A 23987-nucleotide genomic window follows, 5' to 3' on the forward strand; every position below is an offset into this window, starting at 1 on the left:
GCCCCCCTTCACGCGACGCGCCATGAAAAAAGCCGACCCCGCGGCCGGCTTCAGCACCACACTGGCCGGCGCAGGGCCGGCCCTGTGAGCCCGGTTACGCGCCGGGCTTGAGATCCACCGTGCCGGTGTCGGACATCGCGCCCGGGTCATCGGTCACGGCCGACAGCACGAAATACAGGGCCTTGCCGAGCAGTCCACCCGGGCCATCCCAGTATTCGGCCGATTCGGCGCTGACGTGGATCAGGCGCAGGTTCGGGTCGTCCTTGCCGCCCGGGAAGAAGATCTTCATCGCCGGCGACCAGAGTTCGTCGATCTTGGCCCGATCGTTCACGACACGGGCGATGCCCGAGACCGAGACATAGGTATTGCCCGAGGGCGAGGCGTAGGCCACGTTGACGCGCGGGTTGGCGGTGATTTCCGCGATCTTCGGGCTGTCGGCGCCGGTGGCGAACCACAGGTCGCCATCGAACTCGACTTCCTGCGTGCCCAGCGGACGACTGAACAAGCGTCCGTCCACACCGACCGTGGTGAACATCGCGATGTCCACGCCGCGGATCAGTTCGGCCAGTTGTTTGATGTGCTGCTGACGATCGTGCTCGGCCATGGGGTGGCTCCTGCAAGGGGAGCCACCATCACAGCCGATCGGCGGCTACGGCGACGTGAACCGCGCGGTCACACCTTCTTCGCATGCGCCGTGGGCATTACGCCTGCAGTGCGCGCCATGCCTGCATCGCCAGCCCGAACGAACGCTTGCGCGCGGCATGGTCGTAGATGTTGGCGGTGACCAGCACTTCGTCAGGCTTGTGCCGCGCCACAAACGCGGCCAGCCCTTCCTGCACCTGCTTCACGTCACCGACCACTGCGCAGGCCAGCGCGTTCTGCACGCCGGCCTTTTCGTGCGGCTGCCAGAACGCTTCGATGTCGTCGATCGGCGGCGGAATCAGGCCCGGCAGGCCACGGCGCAGATTGACGAAGCTCTGCTGCTGGGTGGTGAACAGACGCTTGGCCTCGGCTTCGGAATCGCTGGCGACCACGTTCAAGCCCAGCACCGCATACGGCGCCTGCAGATACTGCGATGCGCGGAATTCGCGACGGTAGACCGCCAGCGCTTCATCCATCGCGTCCGGCGCAAAGTGCGAGGCGAAGGCGAAGGGCAGGCCCATCGCAGCCGACAGCCGCGCACTGAACAGACTGGAGCCGAGCAGCCACACCGGCACCGGGATGCCCGCACCGGGCACGGCGCGAACGGCCTGGCCCCTCTGGGCCGGCTCGAAGTAATGCAGCAGCTCGCGCACGTCCTGCGGGAACTGGTCAGCGCTGTCGAAGTAACGACGCAGTGCGCGGGCGGTGGGCTGATCGGTACCAGGCGCGCGGCCCAGGCCAAGATCGATCCGGTCCGGGTACAGCGAGGCCAGCGTGCCGAACTGCTCGGCGACCTGCAGCGGCGAGTGGTTGGGCAGCATGATGCCGCCGGCACCAACGCGGATACGCTTCGTGCCCCCGGCCACATGGCCGATCAGTACCGCGGTGGCGGCACTGGCGATGCCGGGCATGTTGTGGTGCTCGGCCAGCCAATAGCGGTGGAAGCCCCAGCCTTCGGCGTGCTGGGCCAGGTCCAGCATGTTGGCGAAGGCCTGCGTGGTGTCGCTGCCTTCGCAGACCGGCGCCAGATCAAGAATCGACAGCTGCATCATGAATGCTCGTTCCAACCAGGAGATATCCCACTGAGATGGGGCTGTCCGGCTGGTTTGCCACCGCCCACAAGGCGCAGGTGGCAAGACGCTGATTTCCGTCTCGCGACGATTCAGGACAATCAACGCCGTGAAGACGGCTCAGGCGGCGCCGGTGTCCTGGTCGACCAGCGGCTGCAGGGCCGGATCCAGCGCCACGCGCTCGTCGAAGACGAAGCAGCGGCCGTCATAACCCTCACCGCCCACGGCCTCGAAATAGCCCAGAATGCCGCCGTCCAGCTGCAGGACGTTGTCCATGCCGTCGTTGCGCATCCACAGCGCCGCCTTCTCGCAGCGGATGCCGCCGGTGCAGAAGCTGACCACGGTGCTGTCCTTGAGCGCCTCGCGGTGCGGGGCCAGGGCCTCGGGCAGATCGGTAAACTTGGTGATCGGCAGCACCAGCGCGTCCTGGAACGTGCCGTACTCGATCTCCTGGGTGTTGCGGGTGTCCAGCATCACCACCGGCTTGCCGGCGTCATCGTGCCCCTGGCGCAGCCAGCGCTGCACCGTGGCCGGATCGATCGAGGGCGCGCGCGGGTAGGCCAGCGGCTGGGCGTCGTCGATGCGGAAGCTGATGATCTCCGGCTTGACCTTGGCCTTGAGCCGGGCAAAGGGCTGCATGTGGCTGTAGCTGGTCTTCACCCGCAGCCCGGCAAACCGGGCATCGGCCCGCAGGGCGGTGTAGAAGCCATCGATTGCCTGCTCCGCCCCGGCCAGGAACAGGTTGATGCCCTCGCCCGCTACCAGGATCGTGCCGCGCAGCTGCGCGGCGGTGGCCCGCTCCAGCAGGGTCGCGCACAGCGCGTCCGGGTCGGCGACGGGGGTGAAGTGGTAGGCGGCGGTATTGGCGATCATCACGCCATTTTAGCCGCTGGGCGGCCGCGACGCCTGAGCCGCGCCGGAATCAGCCGCGCAGCAGCACGAACGGCAGCAGCACCAGCGCGGCCGCGACGGCCATCCCGACCAGCACCGTGACCACGAACACCGGGCGGCGCCGGATCAGGCTGCCGAAGGTCTCGGCCGTGCCCTCGCGCAGCGCGGCCTCACGCTCGCCGCGCACGCGCTCACCGCGCGTCTGCTGGTAGTCGGCCATCAAGGCCTTGGCCCGCGGGTGATCCTCGTTGTCGCGCACCCAGATGCCGCCGAAGGAGATGCCCCACGGGCTGGGCTCGGTGCGGTAATGGGCAATGCCCGCCTTGTCCAGCAGGGCGGTGACATCCTGGATTTCATCGTCCGCGACATTGCGCAGGTTGAGCAGCAGTTTCGACATGCGCCCATGATAGCGCCCGGCGATGCGCTACCCTTGCGTCCCCGTTTTTTGGATCCGGAGCCCGCCCATGCGCCGTCTGCCGCATTACCTGCTCGCCCCCCTGATGCTGTCGCTGCTGGCCGCCTGCACCCCGCCCGGCCCGCCGCCCGGTGGCAGCATCGCGCAGTTCGAGAAGATCGACACCCAGCCGGGCACCGGCGCCGAGGCCACGCCGGGCAGCAAGGTCACGGTGCACTACACCGGGTGGATCTACGATGAGCGCACCGCCGACAAGCACGGTGACAAGTTCGACAGCTCGGTGGACCGTGGCGAGCCCTTCAGCTTCGACCTGGGCCAGGGCCAGGTCATCAAGGGCTGGGACGAAGGCTTCGCGGGCATGAAGGTGGGCGGCAAGCGCACGCTGATGATTCCGGCCGAGTACGGCTATGGCGCCCGTCGCGCCGGCCCGATCGCGCCGAACTCCTCGCTGGTGTTCGATGTCGAGCTGCTCGACGTCAAGCCGCGTTGATCCTGCCTGCATGAGCATTGCCCTGACCACCCCACGCCGGGTCGCGATCATCGGCGGCGGCCCCGCCGGCCTGATGGCGGCTGAAACCGTGCGCGCTGCCGGCCACGCCGTCGATCTGTACGAGGCCAAGGGCTCGCCCGGTCGCAAGTTCCTGATCGCCGGCAAGGGCGGCCTCAACCTGACCCACTCCGACGCGCCTGACGTGTTCGTTTCGCGCTACCGCGAGCGCGCGGAGGCGGTGGGCGGGTGGCTGGCCGATTTCAATGCCGAGGCGCTGCGCGCCTGGGCGTTGGACTTCGGCGTGGAAACCTACGTGGGCAGTTCCGGCCGTGTGTTCCCGGTGGACCGCAAGGCCGCGCCGCTGCTGCGCGGCTGGGTGCGCCGGCTGAAGGAACAGGGCGTGCGCTTCCACGTGCAGCATCGCTGGACCGGCTGGGATGACGCGGGCGCGCTGCGCTTCCAGACGCCCGATGGCGAAACGACGGTGACGGCCGACGCGGTAGTGTTCGCGCTCGGCGGCGGCAGCTGGCCGGAACTGGGCTCGGATGGCGCGTGGATGGCGCCGATGGCCGCCACCGGCATCGACATCGCCCCGCTGCAGCCAGCCAACTGTGGCTTTGACATCGGTTGGACGCCCTACTTCAGCGAACGCCAGGCCGGCGCCCCGCTCAAGCCGGTGGTGGCGCACTGGACCGACCTGAAGGGCGAACCGCGCTCACTGCAGGGCGAGTGCGTGATCACGGCGACCGGCATCGAAGGCAGCCTGATCTACGCGCTGTCGGCCGATCTGCGCGACAGCCTGGCCCGCGACGGCCAGGTGGAACTGCAGCTGGACCTGCTGCCGGGCCAGACCGAAGCGCAGGTGCTGGAGAAGCTTGGCAAGCCGCGCCAGGGCCGCAGTTTCGGCGAGGTCCTGCGTCGCCAGCTCGGGCTGGGCGGGGTGAAGTCCGCCCTGCTGTTCGAGGTGCTGGGCCGCGAGGCCGGGCAGCTGCCGCTGGCGCAGATCGCGCACGCGCTCAAGCGGCTGCCACTGGCCCTGGAACGACCGCGTCCGATCGATGAAGTCATCAGCACCGCCGGTGGCGTGCGCCTGGAGGCATTGGATACGCAGTTGATGCTGCGCGCACGGCCGGGCACGTTCTGTGCGGGCGAGATGCTGGACTGGGAAGCACCGACCGGCGGCTACCTGCTCACCGCGTGCTACGCCAGCGGGCTGCGCGCCGGGCGTGGCGTGGTGGCCTGGCTGGCGCAGGGATAGATCGCGAGGTGCCGGCCAGCGGCCGGCACTACCAGTGACGTGCCCTGACAGGCGCTCGGCGCGGCTCAGCGCGGCATCCGGGTGGTGCCGGCCACTGGCCGGCATCAACGCGTGCGCTGCATCCGCACCGACGCGAGTGCGACGCCGCTGGGGTGTGGGTAGCTCTCCTCGCGCAGCGCCTCAAAACCACAGCGCTGGTAGAACGGCACCGCGTTGAGCGAGGCCGAGAGCACCAGCGGCCGCGCAGGGTCGGCCAACGCCTCCATCGCCTGCATCAGGGTCAGGCCGATGCCACGGCCGCCGCAGTCGGGATCGACGAACAACGCATCGACCTCGTTGCCGGCCAGATCGATCACGCCGTAGCCCAGCAGCGCACCCTCGGCGTCTTCGGCAATCACACCGCCACCGCCGGCGAGCAGCGCGCGGTAGTGTTGCGGCGGCGGCGAGGCCGACCATGGGGCAATTACCTCCGGCGGATACGCCGTACTGCACAGTTCGCGGACGCAGCGGGTGCGCAGTACCCACAGCCGGTCCGCCTCGTCGGCGCGGCCGACCCGCAAGCGCACTGCACGATCGCCCGTCATCGCGATTTGCTCGCGCGCAGCGCCTGGATGCGCGCTGGTGGCTGGAACGAGTCGCTGCGCGCATCGGCCCAGTAATCATGGAAGACCGCGTGGTCCGGCACCTTGCGCAGCAGTTCACCGGGCGCAAGATAGCGATACAACGAGGCCAGCGAACGGATTTCCACCGGCGAGACCCGGCGCAGGATGTGCTCCGGCCCCAGCTCGGAGGGATCGTTGAGGCCGGCCGCGCACAGCAGGTCGCGCAACGCGCGCAGCGTGTTCTCGTGGTAGCTGTGCACGCGCGTGGCCTTGTCGGCCGCATCCAGGTGCCGCCAGCGATTGGGGTTCTGGGTGGCGATGCCGGTCGGGCACTTGTCGCTGTGGCAGCTCAACGACTGGATGCAGCCCAGCGCGAACATGAAACCACGGCCGGCGTTGCACCAGTCCGCGCCCAGCGCGATGGTGCGCGCGATCTCGAACGCGCTGGTCACCTTGCCGGCCGCACCCACGCGGATGCGGTCGCGCAGGTCCAGCCCGACCAGGGTGTTGTGCACCAGCAGCAGGGCTTCGTGCATCGGCACGCCAACGTGATCGATGAACTCGGCCGGCGCGGCGCCGGTCCCGCCCTCGGCGCCGTCAACGACGATGAAATCCGGCAGCATCCCGGTTTCCTGCATCGCCTTGGCAATACCGAACCACTCCCACGGGTGGCCGATGGCCAGCTTGAAGCCGACCGGCTTGCCGCCGGACAACTCGCGCAGCCGCGCGACGAACTGCAGCAGCTCGACCGGAGTATTGAACGCGCTGTGGCTGGAGGGCGACACGCAATCCACGCCCATCGGCACGCCACGGGTGATCGAGATCTCTTCGCTGACCTTGGCCGCTGGCAAGACGCCGCCATGGCCGGGCTTGGCGCCCTGCGAGAGCTTGATCTCGATCATCTTGACCTGATCATGGTTCGCGTTGGCGACGAACTTCTCTTCACTGAAACCGCCAGCCTCATCACGACAACCGAAATAGCCCGAGCCGATTTCCCAGACCAGGTCGCCGCCCATTTCGCGGTGGTAGGGAGAAATCGACCCTTCGCCGGTGTCGTGGTAGAAGCTGCCGCGGCGCGCGCCTTCGTTCAGTGCGCGGATCGCGTTGGCCGACAACGAGCCGAAGCTCATCGCAGAGATGTTGAACACGCTGGCCGAGTACGGCTTGGCGCAGTTGGGCCCGATCTGGATGCGGAAATCGTGGTGGCCGATCTCGGTCGGCGCCAGCGAGTGGTTGATCCATTCGTAATCCACCGCATACGTGCTGCGCAGCGTGCCGAATGGCACCACGTCCATTTCATTCTTGGAGCGCTGGTAGATCAGGGCACGCTGCTGGCGCGAGAACGGCACGTCTTCCAGATCGCTCTGCACGAAGTACTGGCGGATCTCCGGCCCGATCGATTCCAGCCCGTAGCGGAAGTGCGCCATCACCGGGTAGTTGCGCCGCAGCGTGCTGCGCTTCTGCAGCATGTCCCACGTGCCCAGCACCACCAGCAGGGCCGTCACCCCCACGCCCCAGTACCAGGCGGGCCAGATCGTGGCCAACCACAGGCAGACCGGGAACAGCAGGATGGCGAGCAGGTACGCGAGATAGCGGTGCATGGCTTTCCTCAATCAATACTGCCAACGAGTCTACAGGCGGTCGTCCACCACTTCCCGGGGCCATACGGATTTGACGTCGTACACCACGCCGTCCGGCGCCAACAGCGCGCGCACCTGCGCCGCATCCAGGGCACGGAAACGATCGTGCGCCACGGCGAGCACGACCGCGTCATACCCGCCCGCATCCGGGGCGTCGACCCAACGCACGCCGGCATCGGCCAGTGCCGCCGGACCGACCCACGGGTCCTGCACGTCCACCCGGGCCCCACTGGCCTGCAGGCGCTGCGCCAGTTCCAGCGCGCGGCTGTTGCGCAGGTCCGGGCAGTTCTCCTTGAAGGTCACGCCCAGCACCAGCACCCGGGCCTGGGCGACATCGATGCGGCGCGATGCCAGCAGCGCCAGCACGCGTTGCGCGACGTGCTCGCCGACCCGGTTGTTGACCTGGCGCGCGGTGTGGATCAGATCGGGGTGATAGCCCACGCTCTCGGATTTGTGCAGCAGGTAGTACGGATCCACGCCGATGCAGTGGCCGCCGACCAGGCCGGGCCGGAACGGCAGGAAGTTCCACTTGCTGCCGGCCGCGTCCAGCACATCCTGGGTATCGATGCCGAGCCGATCGAAGATCAGCGCTAGCTCGTTGACCAGGGCGATGTTGACGTCGCGCTGGATGTTCTCGATCACCTTGGCGGCTTCGGCCACGCGGATCGACGGTGCCGGCCACGTGCCTGCGGTGATGATGCTCTTGTACAGGGCATCGACCACCGCGGCGACCTCGGGCGTCGAGCCGGAGGTGATCTTGCGGATGTCCGGCAGCCGCCGCTCGCGGTCGCCCGGGTTGATCCGCTCCGGGCTGTAACCGCAATAGAAATCCTCGTTGAAGCGCAGCCCCGACCCTTCCTCGAGCAGGGGGACGCAGACTTCCTCGGTGGTACCGGGATAGACCGTGGATTCATAGATCACGATGTCGCCGCGCTTGAGCAGGCCGGCAATCAAGGTACTGGCGCTGCGCAGCGGCCCCAGATCGGGCTGCTCATGCGCATCGATCGGGGTCGGCACGGTCACGATGTACACATTGCAGGCGGCCAGATCGGCGGGATCGGCGCTGTAACGTGCATGCACAGCGGCAGCGAGCTCATCGGCCTCCAGTTCCAGCGTGTGGTCCAGGCCACGCTGCAGCTCGGCGACCCGCGCGCTATCGATGTCGTAGCCCACCGTGGCCTGCTGCCGGCCGAAGGTCACCGTCAACGGCAGCCCGACATAGCCCAGCCCGATGACGCCGATGCGCGGCGCGGCCGCGGCGGAAATGGCCTGGGTCATCGCTCGGCTCCGCATCGCGGAACCGGGCCGGCCAGCAGGCGGGGCGTCATCAGGGGATACGTCATGCGATACGGAGCCGGGGATACAGGTCATGCAAGCCTAACGCGCCTGCCCCTGCCCCACAAAGAACAAAGCCGCCGCCCGCGGAGAGTACGGACGACGGCCAAAGGAATAATGGTCCAGCTGCGGTTACTACCCTTTCAGACAGCCTCCAAGGGCAAACCCCGCAAGACTGGTCACAGCTGGTAGGAAGAGGATAGGCGGGCAACCGTGATCATTGTGTTACGGCCAGCGTTGTTCTGCTTTACGAACCCAGCGTCACCGCCGCCGGTTCCAACTCGCCGGAGACACCGGTCCACGCCGCAAGCAGACAGCCAAACCCCGTGGGCGTGTCTCCCACCGCGGGCAGGCCGGCCAGAAATCCGTGCCAGGGCGCATCGATGATGCGCGCCAGTGCTTCGGGCTCCACTGCTGCGGAGGCCATCGTCCAGCGGGGGAAGTGGCGGGCACCGACCGGCCCGCGCGCAAGCTCGCGCAGGTTGGTATGGATGCGCGCGTTGAACACCCGCTGGAACACCGAATCCACGCCATCCTCCGGCCCTTCGAAATACTGCAGGAACCGACGCCCGTCGAACATCAGCACGCCGGTGACGCCGGCCACTTTATTGAATCCCGATGCCGCGCGCAGGATCTGATCGATATCAGACGTTTCGATTCCATCGACAGCGTCGCTGACATAAGCGACCGCATGCAGCGGCATGAAGGATTTCCGGAATGAACTGAAGCTGACTATGCCATGAAGTATTCGCACTGGGTAGACATCGAATGTGTCTCCTTCCCGTTCCGGAAAAGCGCGTCGGCGCAAGCGTCATTCCGGGATCTGCACCTCGAATCCACGCTCGCGCAGCTGATCGATATAGCCGCCGGGCGTGACCAGCGAGGTCACCGGCACCGTCGCGAAGGTCACCGCGTTGCGTGCCAGCGCGTCGCTGGCCATGGAGATCCATTTGCGGTGAGCCTGGGCATCGACGTCGGTCAGGCCGCGGCGGCGCCCGAAGTCACTGTTGGCCACCGCATCCACGCAAGCCATGTACTGCCCTTTCACTGCAAGGCGCTGCAGCGCCTGGATATCACCCACCGCCCAGGCATTGGCGCGCTCGGCCAGCAGCGGCAGCCCGTGCTCGATCACCTCCAGCGTGCGCCGGAAGCATTCCACGTCCTGCAGGGCCGTCCCGCGCACTTCCTTCAACGCCTGCCGCGGGTCGGCGATCTTGATCGTGACCTGGGTCGACACCGGCTTGAGGCCGTTTGCCTTGCTGGCCTTCTCGATGATCCTGGAGACCGGCGAGGATCGGCCCAGCCCCACATCCTTGAGGGCGGCGGCGTACAACTGCGTAGCCGCCACCAGCGGGCGGTCTTTCTCGATGCCATTGTCGCGCCCGATGTGACGCTGCTTGAGCAGCGCCCAGCGTGCATAGAGATCGGGCGGCAGGACCTCGCGCAGCGTGCGTCCGTCAGGATCGCGCGCCGCCTTCATCGCCGCAGGCGCCAGGGTCAGGCGGCGGAAGAACCCCACATCGGCATCCAGCGTCCAGCCGGGTGAGCCGAGCACCTCCTGTGCGCTGGCGATCACCGCCTGCACCTCGTCGGCGCGCCAGTCCAGCTTGGCCGGCAGCGGCGAGACGGTGCCGAGAATCCACAGTGTGTGCCCCTGGCTGTTGCGGACCTGCCACATGCCCGGCCCCGGCTGCACGCCGGAGACCAGCACCGGGGCAAGGTCGATCACCTCGCCTGCCGTCTGCGCCGGTACCGGTACCGGTTCCTGCGCCGGCGCATGGACCTGGGCATTGGCATGGACCGCGCCGCCGAGCAGCACCGCCATGCCCCACACCAGTGCGTTCCCTGCACGTCCTGCGTTGGCCATGTGACCTTTCCGAAGTGAATTGCTGCGCAGCGTACGGCGGCGCGCGGCCGGCTGCGTAAAGTTTGCGTTGCACCGGAACGCCGGCTGCAACGAACAAGGGCAGCCGGTTGGCTGCCCTCGCGTGGAATCATCACCGGCGTGCGTCGATCGCAGCGCGATCAGAACCCACGCCAAGGGGAAGCCTTGGTGCCCGGGGCCGGAATCGAACCGGCATGGGGTCGCCCCCGGCGGATTTTAAGTCCGATGCGTCTACCAGTTTCGCCACCCGGGCAACGGCGCGCATAGGGTGCCTGATCGCGCCCGGTTTTGGAATGCACGCACGCCGGGGCGACGGCACTCAGATCGCCCTGGAATACCGCACCGGCTGGTCCGGCTGCGCCAGATAACGGTCGAAGCACATCGCCAGCAGCCGCAGCAGCGGGCGCCCGCGTTCGCTGGCGCGCACCACGCCCTGCGCGTAGTCGGCCAGGCCGTCGGCCTGCAGCGTGGCCAGCGCGCGCAGCCCGTCGGCGAAATACGCCTCGAAGTCCACGCCATGCCGTGCTGCCAGCGCGGCGCCATCCACTTCGCCCTGGCACATCAGCTGGCCGATCAGCTCGGCGCGCAGTACGTCGTCCTCGTCCAGCTGCAGGCCACGCCAGACTGGCAGGCGCCCTGCATCGACGGCCGCCTCCCAGGCCGGCAGCTCGCGCGGGTTCTGGCTGTAGGTGTCGCCGATGTGGCTGATCGCGCTGGCGCCCAGGCCGACCAGATCGGTATCGGCATGCGTGGTGTAGCCCATGAAGTTGCGGTGCAGCTGGCCCGCGCGTTGTGCCCGCGACAGGTCCTCCTCCGGCAATGCGAAGTGGTCCATGCCGATGTACTGATAGCCCGCCTCGGAAAGCCTTTGCACCGCCAGGCCGAGCAGGGCGAGCTTCTGGTCGGGACCGGGCAGATCCGCATCGGCGATCTGGCGCTGCGCGCGGAACAGGTGCGGCAGGTGGGCATAGCCGTAAACCGCCAAGCGATCTGGGCGTTCACGCAACACGGTTTCCAGGGTCTGCGCGAAGCCGGCCAGCGTCTGCTTCGGCAGGCCATAGATCAGATCGACATTGACCGAGCGCAGCCCGTACTCGCGGCACGCGCGCAGGATGTCCAGGGTGGCCTCCACGCCCTGCTCGCGGTTGATCGCCTTCTGAACGTCCGGATCGAAATCCTGCACGCCCAGGCTGGCGCGGTTGAAGCCCAGCGCGGCCAAGCCGGCGATGTCGGCGCGGGTGACGAAGCGCGGGTCCAGTTCGATGGAGAAATCGCGTGCGGCCGCAGTGCTGAAATTGAAGCGCTCGCGCAGCCCCTCGAGCAGCTCGCGCATCTGTGCTGGCGCGAGGAAGTTCGGCGTGCCGCCACCGAGGTGCAGCTGGATCACTTCACGGGCCGGATCGAACTGCGGCGCCATCAGGTCCGCCTCGCTCAGCACGCGGGCGACGTAGCTGATGCCCTTGCTGTGATCGCGGGTGATGACACGGTTGCAGCCGCAGTAGAAGCATGGGCTGCTGCAGTAAGGCACGTGCACATACAGCGACAGCGGCCGGCCGAGCCGGTTGCTGCCGGCGATGGCCTCGCGCAGGGCCAGCTCGCCATACCCGTCATGGAAGTGCGGCGCGGTCGGATAGGAGGTGTAGCGCGGCCCGGGCCGGTCGTGGCGGCGCAGCAGCTCGGGGTCGAAGTGCCAGGCAAGCCCGGCGGCGGCAGGCGAGAAAGTATCCATGCCGCCAGCGTGCACGCGCGCGGGCGCGCACGCATTGCGTCAGATCAATTCAGGCCCTGGCGGCCGACCAGCGGCAGGCTGGGCCAACGCAGCATCTGGAAGCGACGCCAGAACGTATCGGCGATCCGCCCGGCAACGTCATCGGCCAGCCGCTGCATCGGCGGATTGCCACATTCGGCGGTGGTCTGCCGGAACAGGGCCAGCCAGCGGTCGAACAGATCGCGGTCGAGCTCATCCATGGCCATGTGCTTGGGCATCGGCGCGCCTTTGAAGCGGCGCGTGCCGCGCAGCATCGCCGACCAGAAATCGACCAGCTGGGCCAGGTGCGCATCCCAGTCGTGAATCCGTGCCGCGAAGACCGGCCCCAGCCGCGGCTCCTCGCGGACGCGCGCATAGAAGTCATGCACCAGCCGGGTGACCTCCTCTTCGCTGCACAGGTCCGGCGCAGGGAGAGGCAGCGCGTTGTCGGTGGGATCGGCCATGAACATCCTCGGGCGGCAACGCCCAGCATCGGCGGCAGCGCGTGCCGCTGCCTTGATCAGAATCAATGAAGGCCGTCGCGAAGCCTTCTAGTCTGGGAGCTCGACAGGAAGCGCGCACCCGCGATCCCGGCCCCCGGTCGGCGCGAAGTATAGCCGTGCCCTGCCCCCTCCTCCTGACCGTGGCCGCAATGAACGACCTGCATGACCCGCCCGACGGCAGCCGCCGACGGCTGATCCAGCAATGGGGCGCCATCCTGTGGCCCAGTTTCGTCGCAGCCGGCCTGGCCAGCGTGGTCTTCTTCGCGTTCGTCGACCCGCTGCGCCTGCGCGACATCACCTTCCCGCAACACGAGATCAGCCGCGAACTGGGCTACACACTGGGGTTCTTCATGTTCTGGGCGGTCACCGCCGCCGCCAGCACGATCACCTGGTACCTGCTGCGGCCAATGCCCGGCGACGACGACGATCTGCCGCTGGGGTGACCATGACAGACCGCCTCACCCTGCATCTCGTCGATCCACCACCGGCACCGCCGCCCGCCGTTCGCCGCGCGCCACTGCGCTGGCGGCCGCTGCTGTCGGCGCTGCTGCTGGCCGGCTTCTACGCCCTGCCGTGGCTGCGCTGGGAGGGCCGCCAGGCACTGTTGTTCGACCTGACCGCGCGCCGTTTCGATCTGTTCGGCTGGACGCTCTGGCCGCAGGACGTGGGCATCCTGCTGGGGCTGGCCGCCGTGCTGGCCACCACCCTGGTGCTGCTGACCAACCTGGCTGGCCGGGTCTGGTGCGGCCATGCCTGCCCGCAGACCTTGTGGAGCCGATTGTTCCGCTGGATCGAACAGGCCGCCGCGCACTGCCTGCCGGCCGCACCGGCGCGCGCGGCCAAGCATCTGCTGTGGCTGCTGGTGGCCGCGTGGACCGGCATCACCTTCGTGGGCTTTTTCAGCCCGATCCACGGTCTGGTCGGCACGCCGTGGCCGCCGGCCTGGAGCGGCTGGGAAACGTTCTGGATCCTGTTCTACGCCGCCGCCACCTGGGGCAACGCGGGCTTCCTGCGTGAACATGTCTGTCGCGAGTTGTGCCCGTATGCGCGCGTCCACGGCATGTTCTGCGACAGCGACACGCCGCGCATGCACTATCACGCGCGCCGCGGTGAACCGCGCGGCCCGCGCGTGGCAGGGCTGGGTGGCGTGCAGGCCCGCGGCCGCGGACTGCTCGACCCCACCAGCGCCAGCGATTACGCGTTCCGCGCCGCGCATGAGGACATCGCCGGCCCCATGCCGCACTTCAGCGCCGATCGGCTCGGCGATTGCCTGGATTGCGGGGACTGCGTCACCGTCTGTCCGATGGCGCTGGACGTGCGCGCCGGGCCGCATGCCGATTGCATCGGCTGTGGCGACTGCCAGGACGCCTGCGATGCGCGCATGCGTGCCTGGCAGTTCCCGACCGGTCTGATCCGCCGTGCCAGCCCGTCAGCCATGCAGCAAGGCCCGTCACGCTGGATCCGCCCGCGCACGCTTGCCGCGGCCAGCACGCTGCTGGCCCTGCTGGGCATCGGTCTCCATTACCTGTAGTGGCGCCGCGCTGGCGGTTGTCCCCGTCCCGATTCCCGGTCCCCCGACCCGGTTTCAGCGAGCGCGCGGTCGCGCACTGCGTGGGGGCACCAACTGGGCGCGCCGCACGATCCCCAACTGTTCGATGATCAACGCCAGTTCATTGGTGACACGGGTTCGCGCGGTGCCCTGCGCCGGTACCAGTCGCTCCAGCACGCGCTGGTAGGTGGACCAGAATTCCGGGCCGCAGCCATGTTTCACGTAGCTGGCTTCCAGCTCGGTTCGCACTCCGTCAGCCAAGTCATGTTCGCCGTATTCCATACGACCTCCGTGGGACTTGCTTGCTTCAGGGACGACAAAACCCCCTCAGGGGCGGAGTCACTTCGGGTTCACTTAAAATTTGCACTTCCTTCGCATTAAGTCAATTACCACACGGCCAAAGGCGACGCCCCTGATGAATCGTTCATCTCGCGCCTGCGCCCGTATCTGCATCATGCAGGGCGCATATTGACAGCAGCATGTCAGCGCGGCGGCGGATACTCCGCCTCTGGCCGGCTCCCCCTGGTATCAGCCCCTGCGGGTAAACGCTGCAGGGGTCATCTCATTCCGCTGCCGAGCGCACCGGCTGTGACGCGGCCTGCCCGGGCAGGTGCGGGGCGACGAACTGCAGCAGCCGCTCCATCCCGCTGCCCGCCGGCGCGCCGCCGGCGATACGGTCTGCGAACGCCTCCCAGTCACCTGCCGAGAGCACCTCGATCAAGGCAGGCTCCACGCCCAGCCAGCGCATGCTCCAGTACGGGAAAAAGCGCTGCGGTACGCGCGCGTGGCCGAGCTTGTGGATGGCGCGATGGCTCCGTGCCTGCAACACCCGCTCATGCACCGCCGACACCCCGTCATCGGGACCTTCAAAGTACTGCAGGAAACGACTGCCGTCGCACAGCAGTACGCCGGTCACCCCCGCCAGACTGTTGAAGCGGATGGCATCCTCGACAAGGGCGTCAAGATGCGCCGCAGACAGCGGGCCCGCAACGTCGCTGACATACGCGATCGCGCATAAGGGCATGGGTAAACTCCGACATTCTCAAAGCCCTATGCTGGCACTTTCAGGTATCTAAATAAAGCCGCTCGCTGAAGCATTCAGATGACGCTGCAACCGAAAGTTTCCATCGCGCGGCGGTTTCGTCCCCCAGGCCGCCGCAGGCAGCCACGCGCACTCACTGCCGCGTGGCGATCGAACTACGTACTGCCTCACTGAACGCATCGAGCAGGAATGGCTTGGCGATCATCGCCATGCCGTTGTCGAGGAACGCCGAGCGTTCCTGCGCCTTCTCCGCGTAGCCGGTCATGAACAGCACCGGCAGGGATGGCCGCGTCTGCCGCGCGATTTCCGCCAGTTGCCGTCCATTGAGACCGGGCAGCCCGACATCGGTGATCAGCAGGTCGATCTTCTTCGACGAGCCGAGGATGGGAATGGCGCCATCGGCGTCGCCGACCACCTCGGCGGTATACCCGAGATCCTCAAGCACCACCGTCACCAGCATCCGCACCTGCTCGTCGTCCTCCACCACCAGGATCGACTGCCCGGCGCCAAGCGATACCGCCTGCGCGTTCGGCGTGTCCTCATCCTCGGCCGGTTCGTGCACCACCGGCATGAACAAGGACACCGTCGTGCCCTGCCCCGGCGTGGAGTCCACGGTGATGTGGCCCCCGGACTGCTGCATGAAGCCGTAGATCATCGACATGCCCAGCCCGGTGCCCTTGCCGATCGGCTTGGTGGTGAAGAACGGCTCGAAGATCCGTTCGACCACCTCCGGCGGCATGCCGGTGCCGGTATCGGACACGGCCACCACGGCGTACTCGCCGGCCGGGACGGTCGGCACCTCCGCCTCGGCGACATGCACATGCGAGGTGCGCAGCCGCAACTCTCCACCATCGGGCATGGCATCGCGTGCGTTGATGGCCAGATTGAGCAGCGCGCTTTCAAACTGGTTGCTGTCCAGGTTCGCGCGCAGCGGGGTATCGCTGGTCACCATCTGGATGCGGATCGTTTCCCCCAAGGTGCTGCGCAGCAGGTGCTGGACCGACCCCACCAGTGCGTTGAGTTCGACGGTTTTCGAATCCAGCGATTGCCGGCGCGAGAACGCCAGCAGGCGCTGGGTCAACGCGGCCGCACGCTGGCTGGAGGCGGTGGCGGCATCCAGGAACCGTTCCAACCCCTCCATGCGCCCCATTTCCACGCGCATGCGCATGATGTCCAGCGAGGACAGGATGCCGGTCAGCATGTTGTTGAAGTCATGCGCGATGCCGCCGGTGAGCTGGCCGATCGCATCCATCTTCTGCGACTGGCGCAGTGCGGCTTCGCTGGCTTCGCGCGCGGCCATCTGGTGTTCCAGTTCGGCGGTGCGCTCGGCCACCATCGCCTCCAAATCCAGCGCGTGCTGCTGGCTGGTCTCCAGGGCCAGTTTGGAGGCGGTGATGTCGGTGACGAACACATGGAACCCGTCCGGCGTTCCATCCGCATCAACGCGTGGCGAGTAGCGGATCTCACTGTCGCGCCGCCGGCCATCACTGAACGGCCAGTTCGCCTCGAACACGATGTGCTCGCCGGCCAGCGCACGTTCGATCAACGGCCGGCGACTGGTCCACACTTCCTGCCCGAACACGTCGGGCACGCGCCTGCCGATCACGTCCGAAACCGGCCGCTCGAACCAGGCTTCATACGCCTTGTTGGCGAAGCGGTAATTCAGGTCACGGTCGATGAAGGCGATCAGCACCGGCATCGCGTCGGCCACCAGGCGCAGTTCGGCTTCGCTGCGCTCCAGCGCGGCACGCCCATCGGCCAGCGCCCGCATCTGCTCACGCACCAGGAACTGCTTGTCGCGCGCGCGCAGCGCACTGCGCACCGAACTCAGCAGCGAGCTGCTGCCCAGTGGCCGGTCCAGTTCGATGATGTTGATCGCCAGCTGCAGGCCGGCGTCGGCCAATGGCCGCTTCTGCGAGCGCGGGGACCGCAGCAGGATGAAGGGAATATCCGACCAGGTCGGTTGCCGGGCCAGGGGCTCGAGCAGGGCAGCCGTGCCTTTCGCCACGGCCTCCTCGGTGACCACCACCGCGCCCACCTCGTCATCGAGCGCATCGGCCAACCGCGCCAGGCTTTCCTGGATCGTGGTCCGCAACCCGGCGGCGTTGAGCACGGCAGCGATGCTCGGCGCATCACGCCCGAACGGTGCAACGATGTGCACCACGCCGGACGTGGCGTCAGTCTGCACGGGTGTGGCCGAGCAGATGCGCCGTATTGCCCACGAATTCCGGCGTGCCGGTCAGGATCCCCTTGAACTCGTTGAGGGGCGCACTGAGCGAAATGCCCTTGCCGTCGATGTTCAGCTCGCGGATCGTGTTTTCGTGCGCACCGCCGCGGTTCTTGATCACCGAGATCGCCTTGCGGATCCGCCCCTGCGACTCGAAGAAGCGGAACAGTACGACCGAGTCGGCGATGTAGGACACGTTGAGATTGCCCGTGGACATGGTGCCGACCAGGCCATGCTGCGGATTGATCAGGATGGTCGCCACGCCCTTCTGGTTGAGATAGGACAGCATCTCGTGCAGCTGGAGCATCAGCTGCTTTTCCTGCGGCATCGCCGTGACGTAGCCGTTGAGGCTGTCGATCACCAGCAGGCGGCACTGACGTTCTTCCACCGCACGCTGCATGTTCCAGGCGAACTCGCCCGGCGAGATCTCGGCCGGGTCCACCTGCTGGATCTCCAGCAGCCCCGTCTCCAGATGTTTGCTGAGGTCGATATCCAATGACTCCGCGCGGGCCAGCAAGGTGCCGATGCGCTCATCGAATTCGAAGATGCAGCAATGCTCACCGCGCTCGCACGCGGCCCACACATACTGCAGCGCCACGTTGGTCTTGCCGCTGCCGGCCGGGCCGGTCAGCAACGTGCTGGTGCCCCGCAGCGGTCCACCACCGAGCAGGCTGTCGATCTCGCCCACCCCGCTGCTGATCGGGGTACCGTTGAATTTGGCGTGGTGGTCCGAAGCGATCAGTCGCGGGAACACCTCCAGACCGCCCTCGCGGATGGTCATGTCGTGGTAGCCGGCAGTGAAGTTCACCCCGCGCAGTTTCTGCACATGCATCCGCCGCCGGGCCGGACCGAAATCCAGCGTCAGCCGTTCCAGTGATACGACGCCATGACACAGGCTGTGCAGCTGGCCATCGCGCTCCTCGCCGGAGGCGGTCATGTCATCGACCAGCACCACGGTTGCGCTCTTCGGCGCGAAGAACTGCTTGAGCGACAGAATCTGCCGGCGATAGCGCAGCGGATCCTGCGAGAGCAATCGCAGCTCTGAGAGCGAGTCGAACACCACCCGGTGCGGCTTGATGCGCTCCACCTCGCCCAGGATCAGCTTGACCGTCTCATCCAGCTCGACCTCCCAGGAGTGCAGGACCGACTGCATGCGGCCGTCGCCCAGTGCTTCCTCGGCCGAGGCCAGCTCGAACAGGTCCAGCCCGTCCAGCGACCAGCCGTGGGCATTGGCGACTTCCCGGAGTTCGTCAGCCGTCTCGGAGAGCGTGATGTACAGGCAGCGCTCCCCTTGCTCAGCCCGTGCAGCAGGAACTGCAGGGACAGCGTGGTCTTGCCTGAGCCGGGCGGACCCTCGAGCAGATACAGCCGCCCCTGCGGGAAGCCCCCGCCCAGGATGCTGTCGAGGCCTTCGATACCCGTCGCTACGCGTGCTTTTTGTGTCTGCATAAGGCTGCCAATATGGACGGGCGCAGCATACGAAGCGGGTTGTGTAGGCCCTGTCGGCTCTCCCCTGCGAAACTGAATGGAGGCCCACAACGCACAAAGCCCGCATGCGCGGGCTCTGGGCTACTTTCTATTTGGAGGCCTGGGTCGGAATTGAACCGGCGTACGCGGATTTGCAGTCCGCTGCATGACCACTCTGCCACCAGGCCGGTGACCCTACGATCATCGGAGGCGTCTTGCATGCCCCGATAGAACAAGACCCCGAGAACGGGGCCTGGTCAGGATTTGGAGCGGGAAACGAGACTCGAACTCGCGACCTCAACCTTGGCAAGGTTGCGCTCTACCAACTGAGCTATTCCCGCAAAATCAAGCGTGCATGTTACCGAAACCACTCGAAACACACCAGCTTTTTCACACTTTTTTTCACATCCCGGCCAATGCTTCCGGACCGGATGCCCGCGTGCCACCGCGGAGAAAAACAAGGCCCCGAGGGGGCCCTGTCGAAATCTGGAGCGGGAAACGAGACTCGAACTCGCGACCTCAACCTTGGCAAGGTTGCGCTCTACCAACTGAGCTATTCCCGCAGACTTTCGCTTGCCCCGACGGCACCGCACCCTGGGGTGCTGGAGGCTGTCGGCCCCTCGACCTGCGTCGAAGGAGCGCTATTCTGTCGGAATTCCTTCACGTCGTCAACATCCTTTTTGCTGCATTTCCGTGCGTTGCCCCGGGCCGCCCCGGCGCGCGTGCCGGCCTCGCCTGCCCCTCCCCCGGTCATTCCCAACCATCACCCCATGCCACGCCCTCTCCGCATTGCCAGCCTCGCCATCGCCGCCCTGATCGGCGCGCTCGCCATCGTCGGCGCGACCACCCACGTCTTCTCCAACGCCTGGATGATGCTGACCGACAGCAGCAACGTAATCCCGGCCGAATCATCGATCCTCTCGTTCGAGCCCTACGTCATTAACCCGGGCTCATCGAACTATTGGCTGTACGGGAAGGACCGCACGAACTATTACCACTTCGTGCACACGGAGCAGGCGCTCTACGTGTACCTGCCGATCGAGAACAGCTGCCCGGGGTTCGACCGCGAGAACATCCGCACGTGGTGCAACGTCCGGATCGGAACGCGCCACTGACCGCAGATACGCCCACACGAAAAAAGCGACCCGGAAGGTCGCTTTTTTCGGCGTTTCCCTTCGCGACGGATCGCGATGGAAACAGTATCTGGAGCGGGAAACGAGACTCGAACTCGCGACCTCAACCTTGGCAAGGTTGCGCTCTACCAACTGAGCTATTCCCGCTTGGGAGGCGAAATTCTACAGCCAAACGAGGGGCTGTCAACAGCCCTCATGCATTCTTTTTCGCTTTGGCGTTCTCACGCGCAAGGCGCTCGTCCTCGCGCAGGCTCGGCCATGCCGCGTGCAGGTACTGCAGGCCCGACCACAGCGTGAGAATCGAGGCGATGGCCAGGGTCCAGTCACCGATATGGAAGACTTGGGTACCCATCCAGATGTCCTGCATCGGGGTGTGCGGCGCCACCGAGTACAGCAGGCACAGCAGCGCGATCATCTGCGCGGTGGTTTTCACCTTGCCGATCACCGCCACGCGCACCTTCGCACGCTGGCCGATTTCGGCCATCCATTCGCGCAGTGCCGATACGGCAATCTCGCGGCCGACGATCACCGCCGCCCACACCGCCATCCACGCAGTGGGATGGCCCTGCACGATCAGGAACAGTGCCACGGCCACCATCAGCTTGTCCGCGACCGGGTCGAGGAAGGCGCCGAACGCGGACTGCAGGTCGTAACGGCGGGCAATCCAGCCGTCGAGCCAGTCGGTGAGCGCGGCCAGGCCGAAGATCGCCGCGGAAGCGAAATTGGTCCACTTGTAGGGGAGATAGAACACCAGCACCAGGACGGGGATCATCACGATCCGCAGCAGGGTCAGCCAGGTGGGGAGGGTCAACTTCATTGCGTCTCTCTACTCGCCCGCCGCATCGGGCGTAGGCAGTCCATGAAGGTTAGCGTAGATACGCGCAGCGAGGGCGTCATTGATGCCGTCCACTTTCGCGATTTCCGCTTCGCCGGCGGCTTTCAGGCCGACCAGGCCGCCGAAATGCTTGAGCAGGCTGGCCCGCCGGCGCGGTCCGATGCCGGGAATATCTTCGAGCTTGCTGGTCATCCGGGCCTTCTGGCGGCGCCCGCGGTGGCCGGTGATGGCGAAGCGGTGGGCCTCGTCACGCACCTGCTGGATGAACTGCAGGGCGGGCGAGGCAGCGCCCGGGCGCAGCTCGCGACCATCCGGCAGCACCAGGGCTTCATGCCCTGCCCTGCGCTCCACGCCCTTGGCCACACCGACCAGCATCACCCCTTCCACGCCCAGGTCGGCCAGCGCCGATTGCGCCTGGGCCAACTGGCCGGCGCCGCCATCGATCAGCAGCAGGTCCGGCAGCACGCCGTCTTCCTCGACCGCGCGGCGGAAGCGCCGCTCGATCGCCTGGTGCATGGCCGCGTAGTCATCGCCGGGCTCGATGCCACTGATGTTGAAGCGGCGGTACTGGCTGCGCACCGGACCGGCCGCATCGAACACCACGCACGAGGCCACGGTGGCTTCGCCCATGGTGTGGCTGATATCGAAGCACTCCACGCGCTTGACCTGTTCGGCAAGGCCCAGCATCTGCCGCAGGTCCTCGCTGCGGGCGTGCTGCGCGTTGCGGCTGCCCAGCTCGGTGACCAGGGTGATCTGCGCGTTGCGTGCGGCGAGCTCGACATAGCCGGCGCGCTCGCCGCGCACGTTCCATCGCAACTGCACCTTGTGCTCGGCCGAGGCACTGAGCGCCGACTCGATCAGGCTCGCGTCGGGAATTTCGCGGTCGAGCAGGATCTCGCGCGGCGGGGCGTGCTCGGCGTAGTACTGCGAGACGAATGCACCCAGCACTTCATCGGCGCTTTCTTCGCCATTGGTGCGCGGGAAGAACGGGCGCGTGCCCATGTTGCGGCCGTCACGGAAGGCCAGCAGCAGCACGCAGGCACTGGCGCCCTGGGTGGCGCAGGCGAGCACGTCCAAGTCCGCCGCGCGGCCATCTACGTACTGGCGGGTCTGCATGCTGCGCAGCGAGGCGATCAGATCGCGCAGGCGCGCGGCCTGCTCGAACTCCAGCGCTTCGCTGGCGGTCTGCATCTGGGTGCCAAGCTCACGGGCGAGCTGGTCACTCTTGCCCTCCAGGAACATCGAGGCGCGGCGCACCGATTCGGCGTAATCCTCCGGTGCCACCAGATCCACGCAGGGCGCGCTGCAGCGACCGATCTGGTACTGCAGGCAGGGCCGCGAGCGGTTGCGGAACACGCTGTCTTCGCAGCTGCGCAGCTTGAACAGCTTGTGCATCAGGTTGAGCGTCTCGCGCACGGCGGTGACGCCCGGGTACGGACCGAAGTAACGCCCCGGCACCGCACGCGGGCCGCGGTGCAACGCGATCCGCGGCCATTGCTCGCGGGTCAGCAGCACGTGCGGGTAAGTCTTGTCGTCGCGCAGGGAGACGTTGTAGCGCGGCGAGAGCGACTTGATCAGCTGGTTTTCCAGCAGCAGCGCCTCGGCCTCCGAGCGGGTCACGGTCACGTCCATGCGCGCGACCTGCGACAGCATCGACATGATCCGGGTGGTCTTGGGCGTGCCGTTGAAATAGCTGCCCACGCGGTTGCGCAGCGCGCGCGCCTTGCCGACGTACAGCAGCGTGTCGTCAGCGGCGTACATGCGGTACACGCCGGGTGCGGTGCTCAGGTGGGCCGCAAATGCCTTGCCATCGAAGGCGGGGGCGGAAGAAACAGTCATTCGTTGATCGGCACGTCGCTCAGGACACCACTGACGGGGTCGAACCGCAGCACGGCATGGGCATCGGTCTCGGCGATCCAGACCGCACCACCGCCCAGCGCCAGGCCGGCCGGACCATGCAGGCGCCGCGGCAGCTCCAGCGTGCTCAGCTCACCACCGCCCAGGCGCAGGGTGCGCAGGCGGCCGTTGCCGGCATCGGCGATCCACAACAGCGGCGCATCCGGACTCAGCGCGATCGCCTGCGGGTACTGCAGCAGTGCCGAGGCGCGCGGCCCGTCCTGGTCGCCGAAGCTCCACAGCCCCTGCCCGACCAGTGTCTGGACCAGATCGCCACGCAGTTGCATGGCGCGGATCGACGAGCCCAGCGCGTCGCAGACGTACAGCACCTGCTGGACCGCGGCGACCGAGCACGGCTGCGCGAAGGCGGCCATATGACCACTGCCGTCGCGTTCGTCGATGGCGCCACTGCCGGCGCGCCACTGCAGGCTGCGCTGGCCGAGGTGGTAGCTCCAGATCCGGTTGTCGCCGGCCATGGCGATGTGGACCTGGTTGTCAGCGACCGCCAGCCCCTGCGGGTGGTTCAGTGCGGTACGGCGCGGCGCGGCGATCGGCCCTTCGACCGGCTCGCCAGGGCGGCCGGTGCCGCACAGCGTGTCGACCTGCCCGGAGAGCAGATGGATCCGGCGCAGCGCGTGATTGCCGGTATCGGCCACGTAAAGCCATTCGCGCTCCAGCGCGAGGCCCTGGGGATGATGGAAGGCCGCCTGGGCCTGGTCGCCATCCATGAAATCGGCGGTGCCCATGCCGAACTGGCGCAGCACGCGGCCACCATGGCTGCACTCGAGCACGCGGTGGTGACCGGTGTCGGCGATGTACAGGCGCTCGGTGGTCACCGCCAACCCGGTCGGGAAGCGCAGCGGCAGGCGCGGCTCGGGGCTCAGCTCGCGGGCGCCGTGCAGGTCTTCATCGGATGGGCGCGAACTGCCCTCGCACAGCGCCGTCAGCGAACGCTCCAGCTCCCCGCCGAGACCGATCAGCCGCTCACGCTCGCGTCCCTGCGCATCGAGCAGCACTAGGGTCGGCCATGCGGTCACGCCGAACCGGCGCCAGCCATCCCAGTCCGCATCCAGCAGGGCCGGGGCGTTCAGCCCCTGGCGGCGCAGCAGTTTCAGGGACTGGGCAGGATCGCGCTCACCATCGAAACGCGGCACCTGCAGCACCAGCAGCTGCACCTTGCCGGGGTTGCGCGATTGCCACTGGGCCAGCTCGGCCAGCCGCTGCGCGCACCACACCGAGGCTGCGTTGACGAAGGCGAGCACCACGGGCCGCCCCTGCAGCTCGCCCAGCGTGGTGGGCGTGGCGTTGAGCCAGGTGGCGAATTCGGGCAGATCCTGGACGGGCTGGACGTTCATGCCCC

22 protein-coding genes, 5 tRNA genes and 1 pseudogene are annotated in these 23987 nt (G+C 67.2%); 5 read left to right on the forward strand and 23 right to left on the reverse strand.

Annotated elements, in window-relative coordinates; genetic code table 11:
• Positions 1–94: 94 nt before the first annotated feature.
• The 4 genes from HMPREF3113_RS02770 to HMPREF3113_RS02785 form a co-directional block, all read right to left on the reverse strand.
• The gene (locus HMPREF3113_RS02770) at positions 95–604 is read right to left on the reverse strand and encodes a pyridoxamine 5'-phosphate oxidase family protein (RefSeq protein ID WP_070470652.1); all 510 of its coding nucleotides are present in this window, start codon (positions 602–604) and stop codon (positions 95–97) included.
• Positions 605–701: 97 nt separating this feature from the next.
• A complete protein-coding gene (locus tag HMPREF3113_RS02775) occupies positions 702–1694 on the reverse strand; it encodes an LLM class flavin-dependent oxidoreductase (RefSeq protein WP_070470654.1) in 993 nt (330 codons plus the stop codon).
• Positions 1695–1832: 138 nt separating this feature from the next.
• Positions 1833–2585 (reverse strand): sulfurtransferase, encoded by a 753-nt coding sequence (locus HMPREF3113_RS02780; RefSeq protein WP_070470655.1) that lies wholly within the window; start codon positions 2583–2585, stop codon positions 1833–1835.
• A 49-nt stretch (positions 2586–2634) separates the two neighbouring features.
• Complete coding sequence (locus HMPREF3113_RS02785) at positions 2635–3000, reverse strand: DUF6164 family protein (protein WP_070470656.1); 366 nt, start codon at positions 2998–3000, stop codon at positions 2635–2637.
• Positions 3001–3067: 67 nt separating this feature from the next.
• Here HMPREF3113_RS02785 and HMPREF3113_RS02790 point away from each other — a divergent pair, with 67 nt between their 5' ends.
• Both HMPREF3113_RS02790 and HMPREF3113_RS02795 read left to right on the forward strand, forming a co-directional pair.
• Entirely contained in the window at positions 3068–3508 is a 441-nt protein-coding gene (locus HMPREF3113_RS02790; RefSeq protein WP_070470657.1) for an FKBP-type peptidyl-prolyl cis-trans isomerase, read from the forward strand.
• A gap of 10 nt (positions 3509–3518) precedes the next feature.
• A complete protein-coding gene (locus HMPREF3113_RS02795) occupies positions 3519–4766 on the forward strand; it encodes a TIGR03862 family flavoprotein (RefSeq protein ID WP_070470658.1) in 1248 nt (415 codons plus the stop codon).
• A 104-nt stretch (positions 4767–4870) separates the two neighbouring features.
• Here the strand turns inward: HMPREF3113_RS02795 and HMPREF3113_RS02800 are convergent, their stop codons facing one another.
• The 8 genes from HMPREF3113_RS02800 to HMPREF3113_RS02835 all read right to left on the reverse strand — a co-directional run bounded on the left by HMPREF3113_RS02800 (position 4871) and on the right by HMPREF3113_RS02835 (position 12439).
• Complete coding sequence (locus HMPREF3113_RS02800; protein WP_102788293.1) at positions 4871–5350, reverse strand: GNAT family N-acetyltransferase; 480 nt, start codon at positions 5348–5350, stop codon at positions 4871–4873.
• Positions 5347–6969, reverse strand: a complete 1623-nt coding sequence (locus tag HMPREF3113_RS02805; protein WP_070470659.1) for an FMN-binding glutamate synthase family protein — start codon at positions 6967–6969, stop codon at positions 5347–5349. The genes HMPREF3113_RS02800 and HMPREF3113_RS02805 overlap by 4 nt, the downstream gene beginning before the upstream one ends.
• A 30-nt stretch (positions 6970–6999) precedes the next feature.
• Positions 7000–8286, reverse strand: coding sequence for a nucleotide sugar dehydrogenase (locus tag HMPREF3113_RS02810; protein WP_070470660.1), 1287 nt, complete (start codon positions 8284–8286; stop codon positions 7000–7002).
• A gap of 304 nt (positions 8287–8590) precedes the next feature.
• Entirely contained in the window at positions 8591–9046 is a 456-nt protein-coding gene (locus tag HMPREF3113_RS02815) for a BLUF domain-containing protein (RefSeq protein WP_070470661.1), read from the reverse strand.
• A 108-nt stretch (positions 9047–9154) separates the two neighbouring features.
• The gene (locus tag HMPREF3113_RS02820) at positions 9155–10210 is read right to left on the reverse strand and encodes a TraB/GumN family protein (RefSeq protein ID WP_254665225.1); all 1056 of its coding nucleotides are present in this window, start codon (positions 10208–10210) and stop codon (positions 9155–9157) included.
• 184 nt (positions 10211–10394) lie between these two features.
• Positions 10395–10481: transfer RNA gene (locus tag HMPREF3113_RS02825), tRNA-Leu, on the reverse strand.
• Positions 10482–10547: 66 nt separating this feature from the next.
• Positions 10548–11957, reverse strand: coding sequence for an oxygen-independent coproporphyrinogen III oxidase (hemN, locus tag HMPREF3113_RS02830; protein ID WP_070470663.1), 1410 nt, complete (start codon positions 11955–11957; stop codon positions 10548–10550).
• 44 nt (positions 11958–12001) lie between these two features.
• On the reverse strand, positions 12002–12439 hold the full coding sequence (locus HMPREF3113_RS02835; protein WP_037553174.1) for a group III truncated hemoglobin: 438 nt from the start codon (positions 12437–12439) through the stop codon (positions 12002–12004).
• A 188-nt stretch (positions 12440–12627) separates the two neighbouring features.
• Between HMPREF3113_RS02835 and HMPREF3113_RS02840 the strand changes: the two genes are divergently transcribed.
• Positions 12628–12921 carry a hypothetical protein gene (locus tag HMPREF3113_RS02840; protein WP_019183361.1) on the forward strand — a complete coding sequence of 98 codons (294 nt, stop codon included), beginning with the start codon at positions 12628–12630 and terminating at the stop codon, positions 12919–12921.
• 2 nt (positions 12922–12923) lie between these two features.
• Positions 12924–14009, forward strand: a complete 1086-nt coding sequence (locus HMPREF3113_RS02845) for a 4Fe-4S dicluster domain-containing protein (RefSeq protein ID WP_254665226.1) — start codon at positions 12924–12926, stop codon at positions 14007–14009.
• Between the two features lie 54 nt (positions 14010–14063).
• Here HMPREF3113_RS02845 and HMPREF3113_RS02850 read toward each other — a convergent pair whose 3' ends face one another.
• From HMPREF3113_RS02850 to HMPREF3113_RS02880, 7 genes and pseudogenes are all read right to left on the reverse strand, one after another.
• Positions 14064–14309, reverse strand: coding sequence for a hypothetical protein (locus HMPREF3113_RS02850; RefSeq protein ID WP_070470664.1), 246 nt, complete (start codon positions 14307–14309; stop codon positions 14064–14066).
• A gap of 280 nt (positions 14310–14589) precedes the next feature.
• Positions 14590–15051, reverse strand: a complete 462-nt coding sequence (locus tag HMPREF3113_RS02855) for a BLUF domain-containing protein (protein WP_046273698.1) — start codon at positions 15049–15051, stop codon at positions 14590–14592.
• Positions 15052–15202: 151 nt separating this feature from the next.
• Positions 15203–17257, reverse strand: a complete 2055-nt coding sequence (locus HMPREF3113_RS02860) for a hybrid sensor histidine kinase/response regulator (protein ID WP_070470665.1) — start codon at positions 17255–17257, stop codon at positions 15203–15205.
• Positions 17247–18745: pseudogene (locus HMPREF3113_RS02865) on the reverse strand (ATPase domain-containing protein). The gene HMPREF3113_RS02860 and the pseudogene HMPREF3113_RS02865 overlap by 11 nt, the downstream one beginning before the upstream one ends.
• A 132-nt stretch (positions 18746–18877) precedes the next feature.
• Positions 18878–18951: transfer RNA gene (locus tag HMPREF3113_RS02870), tRNA-Cys, on the reverse strand.
• 77 nt (positions 18952–19028) lie between these two features.
• A tRNA-Gly gene (locus tag HMPREF3113_RS02875) sits at positions 19029–19104 on the reverse strand.
• A 146-nt stretch (positions 19105–19250) separates the two neighbouring features.
• Positions 19251–19326: transfer RNA gene (locus tag HMPREF3113_RS02880), tRNA-Gly, on the reverse strand.
• A 207-nt stretch (positions 19327–19533) separates the two neighbouring features.
• On the opposite strand from HMPREF3113_RS02880, the gene HMPREF3113_RS02885 reads away from it, so the two are divergent.
• A complete protein-coding gene (locus tag HMPREF3113_RS02885; protein ID WP_070470667.1) occupies positions 19534–19878 on the forward strand; it encodes a hypothetical protein in 345 nt (114 codons plus the stop codon).
• Between the two features lie 89 nt (positions 19879–19967).
• Here HMPREF3113_RS02885 and HMPREF3113_RS02890 read toward each other — a convergent pair.
• The 4 genes from HMPREF3113_RS02890 to HMPREF3113_RS02905 form a co-directional block, all read right to left on the reverse strand.
• A tRNA-Gly gene (locus tag HMPREF3113_RS02890) sits at positions 19968–20043 on the reverse strand.
• 46 nt (positions 20044–20089) lie between these two features.
• Positions 20090–20713, reverse strand: a complete 624-nt coding sequence (pgsA, locus tag HMPREF3113_RS02895) for a CDP-diacylglycerol--glycerol-3-phosphate 3-phosphatidyltransferase (protein ID WP_019183370.1) — start codon at positions 20711–20713, stop codon at positions 20090–20092.
• A 9-nt stretch (positions 20714–20722) separates the two neighbouring features.
• Positions 20723–22570 carry an excinuclease ABC subunit UvrC gene (gene uvrC / locus HMPREF3113_RS02900; protein ID WP_046273707.1) on the reverse strand — a complete coding sequence of 616 codons (1848 nt, stop codon included), beginning with the start codon at positions 22568–22570 and terminating at the stop codon, positions 20723–20725.
• On the reverse strand, positions 22567–23982 hold the full coding sequence (locus HMPREF3113_RS02905) for a hypothetical protein (RefSeq protein WP_070470669.1): 1416 nt from the start codon (positions 23980–23982) through the stop codon (positions 22567–22569). The genes uvrC and HMPREF3113_RS02905 overlap by 4 nt, the downstream gene beginning before the upstream one ends.
• Positions 23983–23987: the final 5 nt, after the last annotated feature.

The organism is Stenotrophomonas sp. HMSC10F06 (assembly GCF_001807865.1).
Classification (GTDB): Bacteria; Pseudomonadota; Gammaproteobacteria; order Xanthomonadales; family Xanthomonadaceae; genus Stenotrophomonas; species Stenotrophomonas bentonitica_A.

What these genes read in the sequence shown, in the direction of transcription:
- HMPREF3113_RS02775 (WP_070470654.1), bottom strand. Translation starts at nt 1,694, where the DNA reads ATGATGCAGCTGTCGATTCTTGATCTGGCGCCGGTCTGCGAAGGCAGC.
- HMPREF3113_RS02905 (WP_070470669.1), bottom strand. Translation starts at nt 23,982, where the DNA reads ATGAACGTCCAGCCCGTCCAGGATCTGCCCGAATTCGCCACCTGGCTC.
- HMPREF3113_RS02845 (WP_254665226.1), top strand. Translation starts at nt 12,924, where the DNA reads ATGACAGACCGCCTCACCCTGCATCTCGTCGATCCACCACCGGCACCG.
- HMPREF3113_RS02850 (WP_070470664.1), bottom strand. Translation starts at nt 14,309, where the DNA reads ATGGAATACGGCGAACATGACTTGGCTGACGGAGTGCGAACCGAGCTG.
- HMPREF3113_RS02820 (WP_254665225.1), bottom strand. Translation starts at nt 10,210, where the DNA reads ATGGCCAACGCAGGACGTGCAGGGAACGCACTGGTGTGGGGCATGGCG.
- HMPREF3113_RS02815 (WP_070470661.1), bottom strand. Translation starts at nt 9,046, where the DNA reads ATGCCGCTGCATGCGGTCGCTTATGTCAGCGACGCTGTCGATGGAATC.
- hemN (WP_070470663.1), bottom strand. Translation starts at nt 11,957, where the DNA reads ATGGATACTTTCTCGCCTGCCGCCGCCGGGCTTGCCTGGCACTTCGAC.
- HMPREF3113_RS02855 (WP_046273698.1), bottom strand. Translation starts at nt 15,051, where the DNA reads ATGCCCTTATGCGCGATCGCGTATGTCAGCGACGTTGCGGGCCCGCTG.
- HMPREF3113_RS02810 (WP_070470660.1), bottom strand. Translation starts at nt 8,286, where the DNA reads ATGACCCAGGCCATTTCCGCCGCGGCCGCGCCGCGCATCGGCGTCATC.
- HMPREF3113_RS02835 (WP_037553174.1), bottom strand. Translation starts at nt 12,439, where the DNA reads ATGGCCGATCCCACCGACAACGCGCTGCCTCTCCCTGCGCCGGACCTG.
- HMPREF3113_RS02800 (WP_102788293.1), bottom strand. Translation starts at nt 5,350, where the DNA reads ATGACGGGCGATCGTGCAGTGCGCTTGCGGGTCGGCCGCGCCGACGAG.
- HMPREF3113_RS02790 (WP_070470657.1), top strand. Translation starts at nt 3,068, where the DNA reads ATGCGCCGTCTGCCGCATTACCTGCTCGCCCCCCTGATGCTGTCGCTG.
- HMPREF3113_RS02770 (WP_070470652.1), bottom strand. Translation starts at nt 604, where the DNA reads ATGGCCGAGCACGATCGTCAGCAGCACATCAAACAACTGGCCGAACTG.
- HMPREF3113_RS02785 (WP_070470656.1), bottom strand. Translation starts at nt 3,000, where the DNA reads ATGTCGAAACTGCTGCTCAACCTGCGCAATGTCGCGGACGATGAAATC.
- HMPREF3113_RS02885 (WP_070470667.1), top strand. Translation starts at nt 19,534, where the DNA reads ATGCCACGCCCTCTCCGCATTGCCAGCCTCGCCATCGCCGCCCTGATC.
- HMPREF3113_RS02840 (WP_019183361.1), top strand. Translation starts at nt 12,628, where the DNA reads ATGAACGACCTGCATGACCCGCCCGACGGCAGCCGCCGACGGCTGATC.
- uvrC (WP_046273707.1), bottom strand. Translation starts at nt 22,570, where the DNA reads ATGACTGTTTCTTCCGCCCCCGCCTTCGATGGCAAGGCATTTGCGGCC.
- HMPREF3113_RS02805 (WP_070470659.1), bottom strand. Translation starts at nt 6,969, where the DNA reads ATGCACCGCTATCTCGCGTACCTGCTCGCCATCCTGCTGTTCCCGGTC.
- pgsA (WP_019183370.1), bottom strand. Translation starts at nt 20,713, where the DNA reads ATGAAGTTGACCCTCCCCACCTGGCTGACCCTGCTGCGGATCGTGATG.
- HMPREF3113_RS02780 (WP_070470655.1), bottom strand. Translation starts at nt 2,585, where the DNA reads ATGATCGCCAATACCGCCGCCTACCACTTCACCCCCGTCGCCGACCCG.
- HMPREF3113_RS02795 (WP_070470658.1), top strand. Translation starts at nt 3,519, where the DNA reads ATGAGCATTGCCCTGACCACCCCACGCCGGGTCGCGATCATCGGCGGC.